Genomic DNA, 16,037 nt, shown 5'->3' on the forward strand with positions numbered 1-16,037 from the left:
AAAAAGGTAACAATGCAACGAATAATATAAATGTAAGTTAAAAATATTACATTCTTCAACATTTATGTATCAAAAATGATAGCTAAATGAAATTATTTGCAGTGATTATTTTGTTAGAATAACAGGATAGAAGCAGATAGGATAATGGTTCTATCCTAAATTGCAAAGAGAGGGAACAATCATGAGTATAGAAAATCAATTAATTAATAAACAATTCCATGACACATTTACAATTAATCATGAACATACACATCCCGTTGAAGTATTAGGGAATGCTTATATGCAAGAGAATTTAAAAGAATCGCCAGATCTGACAATGATTCGGTTTGCACAAGGTGAAGTATATTTTCATCATAAAGATTATGAAGCGGCCATCTTTAAATGGGAAAATATAGATAATGAGTTTCAACCATGGGCACGGAAAAATGTCGCAGATGCTTATTTTGAATTAGACCTCTTAGGAACTGCAGAGGAAATCTATTTATCAATTGATACAGATTCAGATGTATTGAAGATAGAAGTACTCCTCCAATTATTCTCTCTATACATACAACAGGGGAAATTAGAGAAGGCAGTAGATGCTATTAAAAAAGCAGTCTTCTTAAATCCTGATTATCCAGATGTAACAAGAATCGCACGCGTCTTTTTTGAAGACCATCAAGATTGGCAAAATGCAGTGGAATTAGCTGTAAATGAAGCCATGAGAACGCAAGAAATTAGCTGGTTCCACACATTAAAGGGATATGTTATAGAAGGGAAAACGAAAAAAACGGCTCCCAAGTATTTTATTGAGGCCTTAACGATCCTTTATCAAAATGATGTTCGTCAGTTCGAAGCTGTATCTGTCGCATTTTGGCAAAGCTATAAAGGGGAAGAATACTATTTTAACTGGTTAGAAGAATTTAACCAACTCATGCAAAAGTTAGATACACAAAGCGGGTATCATTGGAACGAATTATCGGTTATTTATCATGATACTTATTTCGAATTAATCAATGGCGAAAAACAAATAAAAGAGATTTCAAAAATCGTTCCACCTCATTTACAAAACTGGTTGAGAATCTCTTCAGATACTTACCGCCTTATTGCATCGGCTTCAGTTCTTGCATGGAGTGATCTATTTACTAAGAGTTTTGATGCTGAAGTGATGAATGATGCGGAAAGAATGATAGAAGAAGCAGCGCCAGTGGAGCATACGCTTGAAGAGAATTATCAATTATTCCAATCCATCATGGAATGGGCAAGAAGACACGATGTATTAATGGGTGCAAGATTTGAATGGATGGTAAAAGAACTACTTGATTTAGAAACAAATCATGTCATCATTGCGGGGATGTCTGGGAGTGGGAAGACTGAGTTTGTCCAAGAATTACTTGGAGATCATGTGAAAGCAGAGAATACAACGGCAACTGTGATGTATAAGCATGCTGACTATAAAGAACTCACTTCCATTTCTGATACTGCTATTATCCCGCTTGACTCTATGGATGATTTAAGAACAGGAGAAAAAAGATCGGAACAAGTATTGGTCGATTATAAACATTCTCTACCTTTCCTATCGCAGCAAAGAATGGCGGTCATGGATACACCGGGCCTCTCTAGCAGTAACAAGTTTAGAAATGATGTATTTCAATATTTGCATTTTGCCGATAGCCTGTTATTTATCCTAAATGCAGAGTACCCGTTAACAGATAGAGAATTAGATGTTGCCGTGAAAATTCGAGAGCAATCACCTAGTCTACCGGTGCATTTTATTTTAAATCATATGGATGCAGCTAGTAGTGAGGAAGAAGCCATGCAATGGATGGATGAAACGGCTGATAGAGTGTCTACTTATTTTCCAAAAGCAACAATCTTTGCTTACTCACCGCAATATGATCCTACAGAGCAGTTAAAAGACTTTGCAGTATTTTTAGCTGGGTTAAATGAAGGACGTCATTTAATGCAAGAGCGGACAGAGAAGATGCTGCATTATATTCAAAAATCGATTAAGTTTCTTCTTGATAAACGAGTAGAAAAAGAAAATGCGCTAATTGATGATATGAACTGGCATGAAGAAATGTTAACAAAGTTGAATGGTGCTATTCATCAATTAGAAGATATGGAAGAAGAAAAAGTGAAAAATATCAGTCACTCTTATCGTGATATTAAAAAGACGATGGAAGATAAGCTAGCTGCAGCTATTCCAGATATTTTACGTGAGTGTAGCCAATTGATTCGCGAAGATAGTGACTTCAGTAAGCTTCATATTGAGTTGAATGATGAAATGAATGAACGAGTCCAACAGTATATATCCGAAAAGGTATTACCGGAATATAGGGAATCCATTCAAGCTTGGATTATGGAAAGTGAGCAAGAATTTTTGACAGGCCAGGCTTTCTTAGTAGAGATGGCGGATAGCTTCAATGAATTATACGGCTTTGAAAAATTACAATTAAACTGTGATTTCCGTATTCTCGAAGATTGGAAGCGCGATGCTGATCGCCTGACTCACGGTACTGTAAGGTTAGATAAAGCGAATATTATGCTGCGTCATACACCAACGCAAATGCTATTGAAAAGCGCAGGGAAAATCTTTGGACTCATTCCACAAAATAAAACAATGCTTTACAATAAGTATAAACAATTTGTTGACAATGAGGACTATCGTGAAGTAGCAAGTCAAATTACAGACAACTTTATTCAGCAATTTGAACTATTCGAGAAAGCGTTGGATCGTGATATTCAAATGTTTTTCCAATCACCATTTGCGGTATTAGAAGAAACAGTAAAAGAATCTCATATGACAATTGCAAATGATAACAAAGAACTAGAGATAATGAGAAGTAATCCAGAAGTCTACCATGATCCATTAAAATTATTTGAGTTAAAATGGAAGCAATATGAATGGATGACGGAGAAGTCTCAAACACCAAAGCAATATATTTAATCAATATAGCTGATAAAATACCCGTATGAATGAACTGAAGCACCGTAGACTATGTCTACGGTGTTTTTAGATAAGTTACCTAATGTCAGTAAAAGACAAAAGTACTGAAGTAAGGAATGGAGTAATAGTTGCGATAGGAAATAACGATTAAAGGTTGTTTAGAAGTAGTACTTCATTTATTTTCAACTAGCTGTTGTTAAGAAAAAGCACATCAGTTGCATTTGAAGAAAAATGAAGGGTATTTCACTGGTATACTTTACAAAAACAAGAATTTTTCGTATTGAAATTTACTAACAAATTGTTCATTTCATCACATTTATGTCCTTTCTAAAAATACATTTGTTCTCACTGAGTAGAAAAAGTTCTTGATTATTTCTCATTCAGTAGTAGAATGAAGATATAAAATAGAGAATAAATTGGGAGATGTCTTGATGAAAGTTGTTAAATTTGGCGGTTCATCGCTTGCCGATGCTAAGCATATAAAGCGTGTGTTTGATATTGTGCATTCTGACAATGAAAGAAGAATAATTGTGGTATCGGCTCCGGGTAAAAGACATGAGAATGATACAAAGGTGACTGATTTACTTATTTCATGTGGTTTGCATGCAATCAATAATGAAGATCCGAGTCCTTATATTGAGCAAGTGGTCGCTCGGTATAAAGAAATTGCTGACGACCTTATACTACCGCCAACCATCATTGAGACGATTCAAAATGATTTATTAGTGAGGCTGGCTGGAGATAAAAACAACCCTGAACAATACTTAGATTGTATAAAAGCAAGTGGAGAAGATAATCATGCTAAATTGGTTGCATGCTATTTTCAAGAACAAGGCGTGAAAGCTAAGTATATGAATCCTAGAGAAGCAGGGCTAATTGTTTCAAATGAGCATGGCAATGCGCAAGTGTTACCTAAATCTTATGAAAAGCTTAGACGTCTACGTGAGTCTTGTGAACTGATTATTTTTCCAGGATTTTTTGGTTATGGCCAAAATGGAGGGATATTTACTTTTTCTCGTAGTGGTTCTGATGTCACCGGGTCGATTTTAGCCTATGCGGTAAAGGCAGATGTATATGAAAATTTCACTGATGTGGATGCAGTCTTTTCAGTGAATCCAACTTTCGTTGATCAGCCAAAAGAAATTAAAGAATTAACTTATCGAGAAATGCGCGAATTATCGTATGCAGGTTTTACTGTTTTACATGAAGAGGCGCTTATACCTGCCATTCAAGCAGGAATTCCTGTGCAAATTAAAAATACGAATAATCCCAGTGCAAGAGGCACGACGATTTTACGGACAAGAAAAAATCAAAATGGTCCAGTTGTCGGGATTGCGAGTGCTACTGGTTTTTGTAGTATTTATGTCAGTAAATATTTATTAAATCGTGAAATCGGATTTGGTCGAAAATTATATGCCATTTTAGAAGAGTTCGGGATTAGTTATGAACATACACCATCTGGTATTGACGATGTGACTGTCATTATTAAAGAGAATCAACTACAAGAAGATGAAGAAGAAGTTTTACTTAAACGTTTAGAAAGTGAATTAGTAGCCGATGAAGTACATATTCAACATAGTTTGGCGTTGATTATGGTTGTTGGCGAAGGTATGCGTCATAACATTGGCACGATGGCTCGGGCTGCGAATGCTTTAGCCAAAGCGGATGTTAATATTGAAATGATTAACCAAGGATCTTCAGAGGTAAGTATGATGTTTGCGGTTAAAGAGGTAGATGAGAAAAAAGCTGTTCAGGCATTGTATGAAGAATTTTTTGCAGAGGTCGCATTACCAATTGGATAAAGCTATGTTAGGGGTCTTTAGGGAAACCTGCCTATACACTGGTAGAAGAGTGTGTAGGCAGGTTCTTTGTATTTAGCGATACCTAAGTTACTGAATGTTTAATAAATACTCCGAGTAGTTTCTGTTATATCCACATGCGTGCCTCTATTTGTTTAACATATATCCCGTTTTCCAATTTTCTAAAAATATATTTACTTAGCTGGTACAAAGGACTAATATATTCTTTAAACAGTAGTAAAAAACACGCATCATTATATTTATTCATAAGCATATAGTATCTCAGGGCAACCACCTAGGTGATGAAAATAATAAGGGGGCAAGTGATATGAGCACAGAAATGTTTATTCAATCTAAAAGTCAAATGTTGGCCACTTTATTAGAGCTTGTGTCCATTGATAGTGTTAGCCTATCACCAGGAGAGAAATACTTTCCTTTAAGAGTGGAACAAGTATTAAAATCTTTACCTTATTACCAAAAATATCCCGGGTATGTAGTAAATCATCCGACTTCAGATGGTCGTTCTATATTAACGGCTCTATATAAAAATAACTTAGCAGAAAAAACGGTAGTGATGATTAGTCATTTTGACGTAGTAGATATTGAAGACTATGGTGATCTGCAGCATCTCGCTTTTAATCCTGTTGAATTGACGAGAGAGCTGCATAATCGGCTTGATACCTTACCGGAAGATGCAAAAGAGGATTTAATTAGTGGAGATTGGTTGTTTGGTAGAGGTATGATGGATATGAAATGCGGATTAGTTCAACATATGTCTTTGTTAGAAAAAGCGGCGAATGAAGACTGGAACATCAATTTGTTATTAGTAGCTGTCCCAGACGAGGAAGTGAATTCAGTTGGTATGAGAGAAGTGATTCCAAGATTAGTTTCTCTTGGAGAAGAACATCGTCTCAATTATACATTATATTTAAATTCCGAGCCGATGTTTTCTCAAGTTCCTCAAGATGATAATCATTACTTTTATACAGGAACGATAGGCAAAATTATGCCGGGAGCATTGTGTTTTGGGAAAGAATCTCATGTCGGCGAGCCGTTTTCTGGGATGAATGCTTGTTGGATGTCATCTATTTTAACGAATGAAGTTGAGTGGAATGAAGAGCTTTCAGAGCAGGTAAATGGTGTGATGTCTCCTCCACCGACATTGCTTTGGCAACGAGATTTGAAAAAAGGCTATACGACACAAATTCCTCATCGCTCAGCAAGTCTTTATAATGTGTTATTAATGAAAAGAAATCCTGTTGATGTCATGCATGAAATGAAGGAAGTGGCTATAAAGGCCGCTGATAAAATGGAAGCATTTATAAGAGATAAATATCGATTAAATGGTTTGGATGAGTCACAGTTATCACATATTCACGTTTATTTGTATGAGGAGATCAGGGCTTACGCAGTCAAGAAAACAAGTGCAGAGTATATAGATATATTAGAGCAATCGATTGCCAAGGAGACTGAGGGCGATATTCGCGATCAAACGATACAAATTGTCGACCAATTGGCAATGCTGTGTCAAGAATTAGGTCCGATGATTATTTTATTTTACGCCCCACCGTATTATCCTGCTGTTAATTCCAGTGAGAATGAGTGTATTGCTGAATTATCTTCTTCTTTAATAGCGTTTGCTGACACAAAATATCAAGAGCGTATTCATCCAGTCAATTATTTCAATGGTATATCTGATTTGAGTTATGCAGGCCTACATGCTGATTTAAAGGATATGGATATTTATAACGATAATTTGCCAGGAGGAGAGAAATTGTATTCCATCCCATTTAAGGAAATGGCAAAGATAACTGCCCCGGTAATTAATGTTGGACCAATGGGAAGGGACGCACATCAAAAAACAGAGCGTCTGCAAATTCCTTTTGCTTTCGAAACTTTACCAAAACTATTAGCACATTTAATAAAAAAACATGAACAGCAAAAAAATGATTGACAGCTGAGGTATGATTGCATATGATAGAGGTATCAAATGAATAGCATCTCCAAAGGGGAGTAGCTTTTACAGCAAAGTCGTCAATTCGGAGTATCATGCTCTCGGCTTTGTTGGCAACAATTCTGATCGTTGTTAGCAAGACCTTTACCAAATTCGGTGAAGGCCTTTTATGTTTTAAACCTTTACCGATAATCGGTAAAGGTTTTTTGTTTTTAAGTGAAATAAACAGGCAATGTTAAGCAAATGCTAATACTGTTTTTCTTACTTGAAGATGATATTCGCAGGGGATGTTACATATATGAAGGAGGAAAATTCATTTGGAAGCAGCATTATTATTAGAGTATGGTTGGGTGCTTTTAGTTCTTATTGTATTAGAAGGATTATTAGCAGCGGATAACGCACTTGTTCTAGCCATTATGGTCAAACACTTACCTGAAAAGGAAAGAAAGAAAGCATTATTTTATGGTTTAGCTGGAGCGTTTGTATTTAGGTTTGCTTCATTATTCGCTATTTCATTTCTTGTTGATGTATGGCAAATTCAAGCATTAGGTGCAATTTATTTAATCTTTATCGCAGCGAATCATATATTCCGGAAGTTTCTGGTCAAAAAGCATGACGTGCCTGATCCTTCAGCCAAGCCGAAAAAGAAATCAGGTTTTTGGATGACGGTTTTTAAAGTTGAGTTAGCTGATATTGCCTTTGCAATTGACTCAATCTTGGCAGCAATTGCTTTAGCAATGGCATTACCACCAACTGGTATTGGTACAATTGGAAGTATGGATACAGGACAATTCCTCGTTGTATTTGCAGGTGGTATGATTGGGCTAATTATTATGAGGTTTGCAGCTAATATCTTTGTTGACTTACTTCATAAACGTCCTGGATTAGAAATTACTGCCTTTTTGATCGTCGGTTGGGTAGGTGTAAAGTTAGCAGTTACAACTCTTGCACACCCTGCACTGGCTGTATTACCGGAGGGATTCTCTCATTCAACTGTTTGGAAAGCAACATTCTACATCGTTCTTATTCTTATCGCAGTAGGCGGTTGGTTTTTATCTAAAGAAAAAATAGATGAAGATGGAGCTGGAGACGACGACCGTTTAGATCAGGCATTAAAGGAAGAAAAAGAACAATTGTAAAATTTGAGTGGAGTTACCAAAAAAAGCGTTCACCTCATTAAAAGGTTGAACGCTTTTTCATATCATTAGATAAATCTAAATTGCTTTTATACAATTGCTTATATAAAAAGTAAATAATAGGCATCCCGATAATTAATACCGCAAATTCGCCAATGGCAGTTGTGAGCCATGTGAATAAGAACGGAAGGCCAATAGCAAGTTTTAACTGTAAGGCGATAATCCACATCATTACAGTAAAGACGATGGTGTTTACTAACATCCGTAACCAAATATTTTTAACAAATTTAAAAAGTACCAAGCTAATTAGTAAACAGATAATGGAATGGGCGACCCCAAATGTTAAATCAAATGGCTTCATTGGTGAAAATAATAGGTTCGTTAAGAAAACACCAAGGACAATGCCATAAATAAATTTACGGTTTAAAACAATGAGATGATTAAATATCTCAGCAAAACGAAACTGAATAGCTGAAAAAGCAATTGGCTGTAATACCATTGATATGGCAATATACATAGCAGCCAAAAGACCATTAGCTACAATCATTCTAATATTCATTTGATTACACTCCTAGTTTTTTATCGTGGGATGGTTTCGAACCACGTCAACAATAGGTTATAATATCAGCTTTTAGGAGTGTTTGTAAATGGTATTTTTTGAAAAAATGATAAGGCTGATTGAACTATCACAGTAAAATCCTCGTCAACTTTTTTTAATTCCCTTATAAAGTACATGTATTGGTTATATGTACATCAGCATGCCCTTTAGAGAAAGACTTTTATAAACAAAATACTTCCGTGTGTGTAGTCCGTGAATTGATATTTCATCTATATCTTTATCTTTAAGCAAATGACTAGGGTCTTATTTACACCAGTATTATTAAAACTTTTAATTTAGATTAGGGTTAAGAATATTTTCAGATGTTACTTCAAATAAATTCTTTAAAAATATCCATAGACGTTTATCCATCTAGAGTTTTTAGTCTAGTTGGTTTTACATCATCCTCTATCGGATACTTATCATCCAGCTTTGGCTCTGTTACTCTTTTAGCACTAAAATCTGATACGTTTTTCTGCATTGAATGCACCAACAAGAAGCGATATCAACTTCATTTATGTTAATCAATATTTTTAGAGTAATAACCTTATTAAAAGGATACTTTTTAAACGTCAAGAACATACTATTGGTGTATAACTCCTTCCAAGTAGATCTCCTCTAAGTGGGAGGTTTACTTTTTTATAAATATTTTTCTGATAAAAGGGGAAAATATTTACGACTTAAGAGTCAATAATTTAAAAGGAGTTGAAAGTTATGGCAAAAAGGTTTTTATTCATTCTTTCAAGTATCTTATTGTCTTTCTCATTAGCAGCATGTGGAGCGAATGATGATCAAGATCAGAATCCACCTCCAGAAACCAATAATGGTGTAGAAAATGATAATAATGGTGATGAGAATATACCTGGAGTAGATGAAGATGATACTATGTTTAAAGATGATGAAAAAGATAGTGATCCTGACCCAGAAGATGCCGTTGAAGACCCGGAAGATATGAATGATAATAATAATCGAGATGAATAAAACTAGAGCCCTTCTCAATCGAGATGGGCTCTTTAGCTAGTAAAAGACCTTCTTTTTCAATTAGAAATTTTTATCAATAATTAGTATTAACTTCTGTCTACTCTTATCCAATTAGAACTAAAGTTGGATGTTTTTATGCAAGAAAATGATTCTTTCTATTTCTTCAAAACCATTTTTCTTATAAAATTCTTCTGCAGGTATACCTCTATCTGTGAGAAGTGTAATGTTACTTATATTACTGTTATGAAGCTCTTTTATTAAATGATTTAACATCGCTTTTCCAATACCCTTATTTTGAATTTGTGTTTTTACACACATTTCATTAATAAAAAACTCATCTCCGCTCCACCATACTCTTTTTACACCAAGAATAAAGCCGATAATTTCGTCGTTTTCTACCGCTAAAATGCCTAAAAATCCAGGTGTCTGATAAAAACTCAGTAAATATTTTTTAGCCTTTGTAAATGTCCATTCATCATTCCAAGGCTCATCATTGAATACTTCAATAAATGTTTCTGTGCATTTAGTTAAATCATGCTTTTCTAATAGTTTAAATTCCAAGGTAAATTCTCCTTATCGCTAAATGTATTATTAAACCAGCCAAACCGGTTATTTATGGATTATTCTACCACAGAAAATTTGCTTATTTGGCTTTCGTAGTTAATTTTCTATGTCAGGGACCTTAGCTAAAGAGGGCAGGTTACATTGATAAATAAGAAAATGTAATATAAAAGGGTATTTATGTCAATATGTTTTTGATATACCAGATAGTTAATGAGTCTATGAAAATTATCCTATATGAATACAGCTCATTATTGTTTGAATATGTTATAAAACAGTATTTAATAAGGTTTGTTTAATTGTTAAAATTTTGTGAAGAATTTATGACATAATTATATAAAGATAGCATTTTGGTTCAAAAGTCTTGACATTTCTTCTGTTTCATATTAATCTGAATTTAAAGAAAACTCAAAAGGATTTTGTATGGACAATTAAATTTGTCAGAAAATCTTACAAAACTGTTTTCTTCTAAAAAGATATGCACTTTATTTTCAGAAAATAAAGTCATTTGAATAAGGAGAGAAATATTTATGAGAAAGAAAAAGTTATCATACATCGAATTAGTTCGTCGTAATAAAGAAGAGTTATTAAAAAATCCAGATCAGCTTGAAGTCATCGAAAAACGTTTAGAAAAAAGGCATGAAAAAGCGAAATAAAGCTTTTATATAGAAGGGGACCAGGATAATTATTATTCTGGTCTTTTTACTTGTAGTGAATGGGGGAACCTCGTTTTATTGTTTAATTTAATATCTAGTTCCTCTCAACAGGATGGCTGGATGGATTTTGCCCATTTTTTATTTACTATACCACCAAATCCCATTAAAAATATCTAGTGGTTTATGAGGCAAATCGATTAGTTACCCTGCTAATGGTTGTTACTAAAAAACAAGGAAAAGAAGTGAGTAAAATAAAAGCCGCTCAAGTAAAGTGAGCGGCTAAATTTTATTTATTTTTATAATAGTCAAAGAAAGCTTGAAAAATCTCTAATCCTTGGAAAAATAAAAGTGTAGTTGCAGTTATTGAAAACATACTAATCATAATCATACGAACAATCATTATCATATCCTCCTTAAATTTGTGTTATATTCTTACAAATTTAAGGAATAATTAGAGATAATTAGATTGGAAGAAAATCGGCTGCTTATGTCTACTGTTTTGCATAGAAACATAAGCGAGTTGGCAGATGCCAAGTAAGAGTAAGCTGATGAGTATCAGTGAAACATGCTCGAAAACAAGAGGATGTTTTTTGAGCTCATCTTTTAATGGAGAGGTATCACTTAAATGGGAGTCGTTAAAGACTGCGTGCTGATGGTCTCCCCAAGTGCTCAAACTTGAATGATCGCTAGGATAGTGGACAACTAAAAATGCACAGAACATGATAAGTAATCCAAAAGAGTATATCTTTTTGCCAGTCATCCGTACCCCACCTTTCTTTCAAGTTACTATTCATTATACCCACTTTAGCTGATTTGTAAAATAAAAGAATAAGAGAAATCATCCATCTGATTCTTCCACTTTCAATATAATTTATTAATCACATTCGAAAAGATGACTAAAAGTAAATAGTTAAACGTATCATTTTTTATTCTTATAATTGCTCTAAAAAACAAGTGGTATTTATAGTATAACCATCAACATCAACAAGGGACTTTACAGGATATAACGATGGGAAAAGTTTTTGACATTTCAAATAATAAGGAGTATAACTAGTTTTATATTTTTATAAAGAGGTGTCATAATGGAATGTTATCAAAAAAATATTAATGGTCGAAGTATACAAATAGCTGATTACCCAGGTGAGAAAGGGACGATAATTGCTGTCCATGGGTTAACGGGTAATTATATGCAAATGCACTATTATGCAGAAAGTTTAAAAGATTATCGTATTGTAAGTATTGATGTCAGAGGTAGAGGGCAAAGTGCGGATGCAGATGAGGATACGAGCATATGGAAGCATGCTTTAGATGTTGAAGCATTGATTAAAGAGTTAAATATTGATCAACCAATTTTGATGGGGTATAGTATGGGCGCTTTTATCTGTTCTATTGTGGCGAGTAGACTTCAATCTGAAGTTCGAGGATTAATCTTGCTAGATGGTGCAGCGACATGTACACCACATCAAAAGAAGATTGTTGAACCCTCTCTTGCCCGATTGAGCAAAGCGTATGAAAGTGAACAAGCATACTTAGACGAGATTAAACAAATTTATCAAAACTTAGGTGTACCTTGGGATGATCATATGCAAAACGTTGGCTTATATGAGATTCATCAAATCGGTGAAAAGTGGAGAAATCATGCAAGTGAAGGAAAGATTAAAACCGATTTTGACAGTTTCTATACATTTGATCCTAAAGAAATATTTAAAGAAGTGAATTGCCCAGTCTTTCTTGTTCATGCAGAGGGTGGAATTGGTGCAATGGACCCGTTATTTCATGCAGCAGATTATATTGATACAATGGTATATGCGAAGCAAATAGAGAAAATAACGACGCCATGCAATCACTATACATTAGTGTTTACTTCAAGACCAGAAATCTACAATGGCATAAAAGCTTTTTTAAGAAATATTGATGCGACTAGTTGAAATTTTTCAAAAGTGGTGTAAAATAAAAACAAACAGAATGAAAGCCTATTCATTAGCCGTTAGAAAACGAACTTTTTTAATTAAGCTATTGGACATACTGGCTACTTTAAACTCTTCAGACTCTTACCCTTTTTGTAGGCGTCTCGTTTAAAGTAGCCTTTTTGCGTATAAATAAACATTTATAAAAAGGTGGGATATTAATATGAGTAGTAAGGGATTGGCCTATTTTAAAAAAGTATATGATCAAGTTCCTGGATGGGTACAACAGATGCATGATTATAGTCCAAACATGCTCGATCAGTATACAAGTCTCCGTGGGGACATTATGAAACCAGGCGCATTGTCTGTAAAAGAAAAAGATATATTACTTGTCGGTATGAATGCGGCAAGATTATATGAAAGGAGTATGGTCTACCATACGAAAGGTGCTATAGATGGTGGAGCCTCGTTACCGGAATTAGCAGAATATTTATTAGTTAGTTATTTATATAATGGAGAACAAGCTCTTCTAACTGGTTTAAAGTCCATGCAATATGCTTGTGAGTTAGTCGGTGACGAGACATTAGACCGAATAAATATAGATACTGTTGAAGAAATATTGTGTCAATATATACAAATGATTGGTAGTGAGAATGCTGCGTTTATTGTGAACGTGCTGCAAACGAAAAAAGATGGCGGAGATATGGAAGAGGTCATTCTTCGTGATGGTCATGTTTCTCGTAAGAACAAGCTTTTATTAATGAGCGGTATTTATATTACTATTCTCAATGGTAAGATAGCCGGAACGTGGATGGAAAAAGCGAGAAGAAGTGGGGCAGAAGAGCCCGAGTTAGCTGAAACAGGTGCCATTTGTTTATTGACAGCCGGTATTCCAGCTTGGTTCGAAGCAAGCGACTCTTTAAGAATGGGGCAGGAGCAATGAAAATTTTTTCTACGGCAAAAGAAGCAATTGAAAAATTGGAAAGCAATCAAACAATCATGGTTGGCGGCTTTGGCTTGATTGGTGCACCGCTGACATTAATTGATGAACTTACACAAAAAGATGTCTCAGGCTTAACAATTATTTCTAACAATCTCGGCGAAAAGGGAAAAGGATTAGGGATACTCGTTAATCAAAAGAAAGTAAAAAAAGGAATTGGCTCTTATTTTACGAGTAATCGAGATGTGGGTGATGCCTATCAAAGAGGTGAGTTAGAGCTAGAGCTTCTTCCACAAGGAACTTTGGCAGAATCGATTCGTGCAGGTGGTGCAGGTATTGGTGGCTATTACACGAACACCGGTGTAGGCACGGAACTTTCCGTAGGAAAAGAAGAAAAAGAGATTAATGGTGTGAAATATATTTTTGAACCCGCATTAACAGCGAATGTAGCATTAGTTCGTGCATGGAAAGCTGATACATTAGGGAATCTTGTTTATTACAAAACAGCTAGAAACTTTAATCCGATGATGGCGACAGCTGCTGATTATGTGATTGCTGAAGTGGACGAAATTGTGCAACCCGGTGAACTATCTCCAGAAGAAATCATTACACCCCATCTATTTGTAAATGGGATCGTGAAAGCAGCGAAGATTTTAACGAAAGATGGGGTGAAAAGTATTGGATAAAAATGAAATGCAAAATTTAATTGCTAAACGTGCTGCTCAAGAACTAAAAAGTGGCTCAGTTGTCAATTTGGGGATTGGTATTCCGACTCTTGTTGCCAATCATATTGCAGATGGTGATATATTTTTCCATACAGAAAATGGCTTATTAGGGGTAACGGATGTTAACGAGGCTGATATTGACCCAAATATAGTGAATGCTGGTAAGTTACCTGTAGGTGAAGCCATTGGAGCTTCATATTTTAATAGTGCGGAATCCTTTGCTATGATTCGTGGACAACATGTAGATGTGGCGATATTAGGTGTATTACAGGTGGATGCCAAAGGGTTAATTGCCAATTGGGCAGTGCCAGGAAAAAATATTATGGGTGTGGGGGGTGCAATGGATTTACTTACAGGGGCAAAGAAAATTATTGTGACTATGTCTCATACATCCAAAGATGATACGAGCAAAATTTTAAAAGAATGTACTTATCCAATTACATCCACAAGAAGTGTCAATTTAATTATTACCGAGCTCGCTGTTTTTGAGGTGAGAAATGGAGAATTATACTGTATAGAAATTATGCCAAATAGCTCTATTGAAGAAATAAGAGAAAAGACGAAAGCTCCTTTTAAGGAAGATTGGCATAATAACGGGGGGCAAGCGCGATGAAAGATGTAGTGATTGTGGAAGCGAAGAGGACAGCAATTGGGAAACTTGGTGGTAGTTTAGGTAATGAAACGGTCGATTTCTTAGCTAGCCATGTACTTAAAGGGTTAATGGAAGAGATGAAGGTACCTAAAAATGAAATCGATGAAATTATTATCGGACAAGCAAAACAAAGTGCAGATGCTTCTAATTTAGCCAGGCTAGCTACATTAAGAGCGGGTTTTCCTGAAAGTATACCAAGTTATACTTTACATCGCCAATGTGGCTCAGGAGTACAATCCGTTCACTCAGCTGCCCAACAAATCATGAGTGGATTCGCCGATGTTGTCATTGCAGGTGGAGCGGAATCTATGAGCACAGCACCATATTATATGCGGAATATTCGCTTCGGCCTTAAGTCAGGAAATGGGCTTTTACTTGATCCCAATACGGAAAGTCAGCCTGGTTCACAACCTGTGGAAGAATATGGTCAATTAACGATGGGGATGACAGCTGAAAACTTAGCAGAAAAGTATCGAATTTCAAGAATGGAGCAAGATGAATTTGCGCTAAGAAGCCAAGAAAATGCAAGGTCAGCTATTGCTGCTGGTTTTTTTGAAAAGGAGATTCTTCCTTACACTGTGAATGAAAGAAAAAAATCGTCTACTTTTATGGTGGATGAGCATCCCCGTGTAACGACAATAGAAAAACTCTCACAGCTGAAGCCCGTATTCAAACAAGGAGGGACAGTCACTGCAGGTAATAGCAGTGGTAGAAATGACGGTGCAGCTGCATTACTCTTGATGTCAAGGGAGAAAGCAGATGAGTTCTCAATTCAACCGAAAGTGAAAATCATTGCTCAAGCAGCTGCTGGTGTTGACCCTAGATATATGGGGATAGGTCCTGTACCTGCCACACAAAAGGCGTTAAAACAAGTTCATTTAACAATAGAGGATATGGATATTATTGAGTTAAATGAAGCTTTCTCAGCTCAAGCTCTAGCTGTTATAAAAGAGCTTGGATTACCCATAGAAAAAGTAAACCCGAACGGAGGGGCCATTGCTATGGGGCATCCAATTGGAGCTACTGGATCAATTCTTTTAACAAAGGCTATCTATGAACTTGAGAGAACAGGAAAGAGATATGCTCTTGTTACACTTTGTATCGCCGGTGGACTTGGTATATCCACCATTATAGAAAATTTACAAATTTAACCAATAGACATCGATTGACGGTGTCCTTTTTATTTTGAAATAGTCATT

14 protein-coding genes and 1 riboswitch are annotated in these 16,037 nt (G+C 35.4%); of the genes, 11 read left to right on the forward strand and 3 right to left on the reverse strand.

Going from position 1 to position 16,037, the window contains the following annotated elements; translation table 11 throughout:
* The first annotated feature begins 181 nt into the window (after window positions 1–181).
* From LCM23_RS01375 to LCM23_RS01390, 4 genes are all read left to right on the forward strand, one after another.
* Entirely contained in the window at window positions 182–2,929 is a 2,748-nt protein-coding gene (locus LCM23_RS01375) for a GTP-binding protein (protein ID WP_224934879.1), read from the forward strand.
* A 431-nt stretch (window positions 2,930–3,360) separates the two neighbouring features.
* Complete coding sequence (locus tag LCM23_RS01380) at window positions 3,361–4,731, forward strand: aspartate kinase (protein ID WP_224934882.1); 1,371 nt, start codon at window positions 3,361–3,363, stop codon at window positions 4,729–4,731.
* A 325-nt stretch (window positions 4,732–5,056) separates the two neighbouring features.
* Window positions 5,057–6,682 carry a M20/M25/M40 family metallo-hydrolase gene (locus LCM23_RS01385; protein ID WP_224934884.1) on the forward strand — a complete coding sequence of 542 codons (1,626 nt, stop codon included), beginning with the start codon at window positions 5,057–5,059 and terminating at the stop codon, window positions 6,680–6,682.
* Between the two features lie 317 nt (window positions 6,683–6,999).
* Window positions 7,000–7,821, forward strand: coding sequence for a TerC family protein (locus LCM23_RS01390; RefSeq protein ID WP_224934886.1), 822 nt, complete (start codon window positions 7,000–7,002; stop codon window positions 7,819–7,821).
* Window positions 7,822–7,858: 37 nt separating this feature from the next.
* Here the strand turns inward: LCM23_RS01390 and LCM23_RS01395 are convergent, their stop codons facing one another.
* Window positions 7,859–8,377: a QueT transporter family protein gene (locus tag LCM23_RS01395; protein ID WP_224934888.1), complete on the reverse strand. Its 519-nt coding sequence runs from the start codon at window positions 8,375–8,377 to the stop codon at window positions 7,859–7,861.
* Window positions 8,378–8,383: 6 nt separating this feature from the next.
* A riboswitch (PreQ1 riboswitch) is annotated at window positions 8,384–8,428 on the reverse strand.
* 702 nt (window positions 8,429–9,130) lie between these two features.
* Here LCM23_RS01395 and LCM23_RS01400 point away from each other — a divergent pair.
* Complete coding sequence (locus LCM23_RS01400; RefSeq protein WP_224934890.1) at window positions 9,131–9,397, forward strand: hypothetical protein; 267 nt, start codon at window positions 9,131–9,133, stop codon at window positions 9,395–9,397.
* A gap of 117 nt (window positions 9,398–9,514) precedes the next feature.
* On the opposite strand, the gene LCM23_RS01405 is transcribed toward LCM23_RS01400, so the two are convergent.
* On the reverse strand, window positions 9,515–9,958 hold the full coding sequence (locus LCM23_RS01405) for a GNAT family N-acetyltransferase (protein WP_224934892.1): 444 nt from the start codon (window positions 9,956–9,958) through the stop codon (window positions 9,515–9,517).
* Window positions 9,959–10,488: 530 nt separating this feature from the next.
* Here LCM23_RS01405 and LCM23_RS01410 point away from each other — a divergent pair.
* Window positions 10,489–10,614: an FbpB family small basic protein gene (locus tag LCM23_RS01410; protein ID WP_095370308.1), complete on the forward strand. Its 126-nt coding sequence runs from the start codon at window positions 10,489–10,491 to the stop codon at window positions 10,612–10,614.
* A gap of 451 nt (window positions 10,615–11,065) precedes the next feature.
* On the opposite strand, the gene LCM23_RS01415 is transcribed toward LCM23_RS01410, so the two are convergent.
* The gene (locus tag LCM23_RS01415) at window positions 11,066–11,374 is read right to left on the reverse strand and encodes a hypothetical protein (RefSeq protein ID WP_095370307.1); all 309 of its coding nucleotides are present in this window, start codon (window positions 11,372–11,374) and stop codon (window positions 11,066–11,068) included.
* Window positions 11,375–11,696: 322 nt separating this feature from the next.
* Here LCM23_RS01415 and LCM23_RS01420 point away from each other — a divergent pair, with 322 nt between their 5' ends.
* The 5 genes from LCM23_RS01420 (at window position 11,697) to LCM23_RS01440 (ending at window position 15,989) form a co-directional block, all read left to right on the forward strand.
* Window positions 11,697–12,542, forward strand: a complete 846-nt coding sequence (locus LCM23_RS01420; protein WP_224934894.1) for an alpha/beta fold hydrolase — start codon at window positions 11,697–11,699, stop codon at window positions 12,540–12,542.
* A 202-nt stretch (window positions 12,543–12,744) separates the two neighbouring features.
* Complete coding sequence (locus LCM23_RS01425; protein ID WP_224934896.1) at window positions 12,745–13,464, forward strand: carboxymuconolactone decarboxylase family protein; 720 nt, start codon at window positions 12,745–12,747, stop codon at window positions 13,462–13,464.
* Window positions 13,461–14,147, forward strand: a complete 687-nt coding sequence (locus LCM23_RS01430) for a CoA transferase subunit A (protein ID WP_224934898.1) — start codon at window positions 13,461–13,463, stop codon at window positions 14,145–14,147. The genes LCM23_RS01425 and LCM23_RS01430 overlap by 4 nt, the downstream gene beginning before the upstream one ends.
* Window positions 14,148–14,154: 7 nt before the next feature.
* Window positions 14,155–14,799, forward strand: coding sequence for a 3-oxoacid CoA-transferase subunit B (locus LCM23_RS01435; RefSeq protein ID WP_224935716.1), 645 nt, complete (start codon window positions 14,155–14,157; stop codon window positions 14,797–14,799).
* Window positions 14,796–15,989 carry a thiolase family protein gene (locus LCM23_RS01440; protein WP_224934900.1) on the forward strand — a complete coding sequence of 398 codons (1,194 nt, stop codon included), beginning with the start codon at window positions 14,796–14,798 and terminating at the stop codon, window positions 15,987–15,989. The genes LCM23_RS01435 and LCM23_RS01440 overlap by 4 nt, the downstream gene beginning before the upstream one ends.
* Window positions 15,990–16,037: the final 48 nt, after the last annotated feature.

Source organism: Cytobacillus kochii, assembly GCF_020171845.1.
Classification (GTDB): Bacteria; Bacillota; Bacilli; order Bacillales; family Cytobacillaceae; genus Cytobacillus; species Cytobacillus kochii.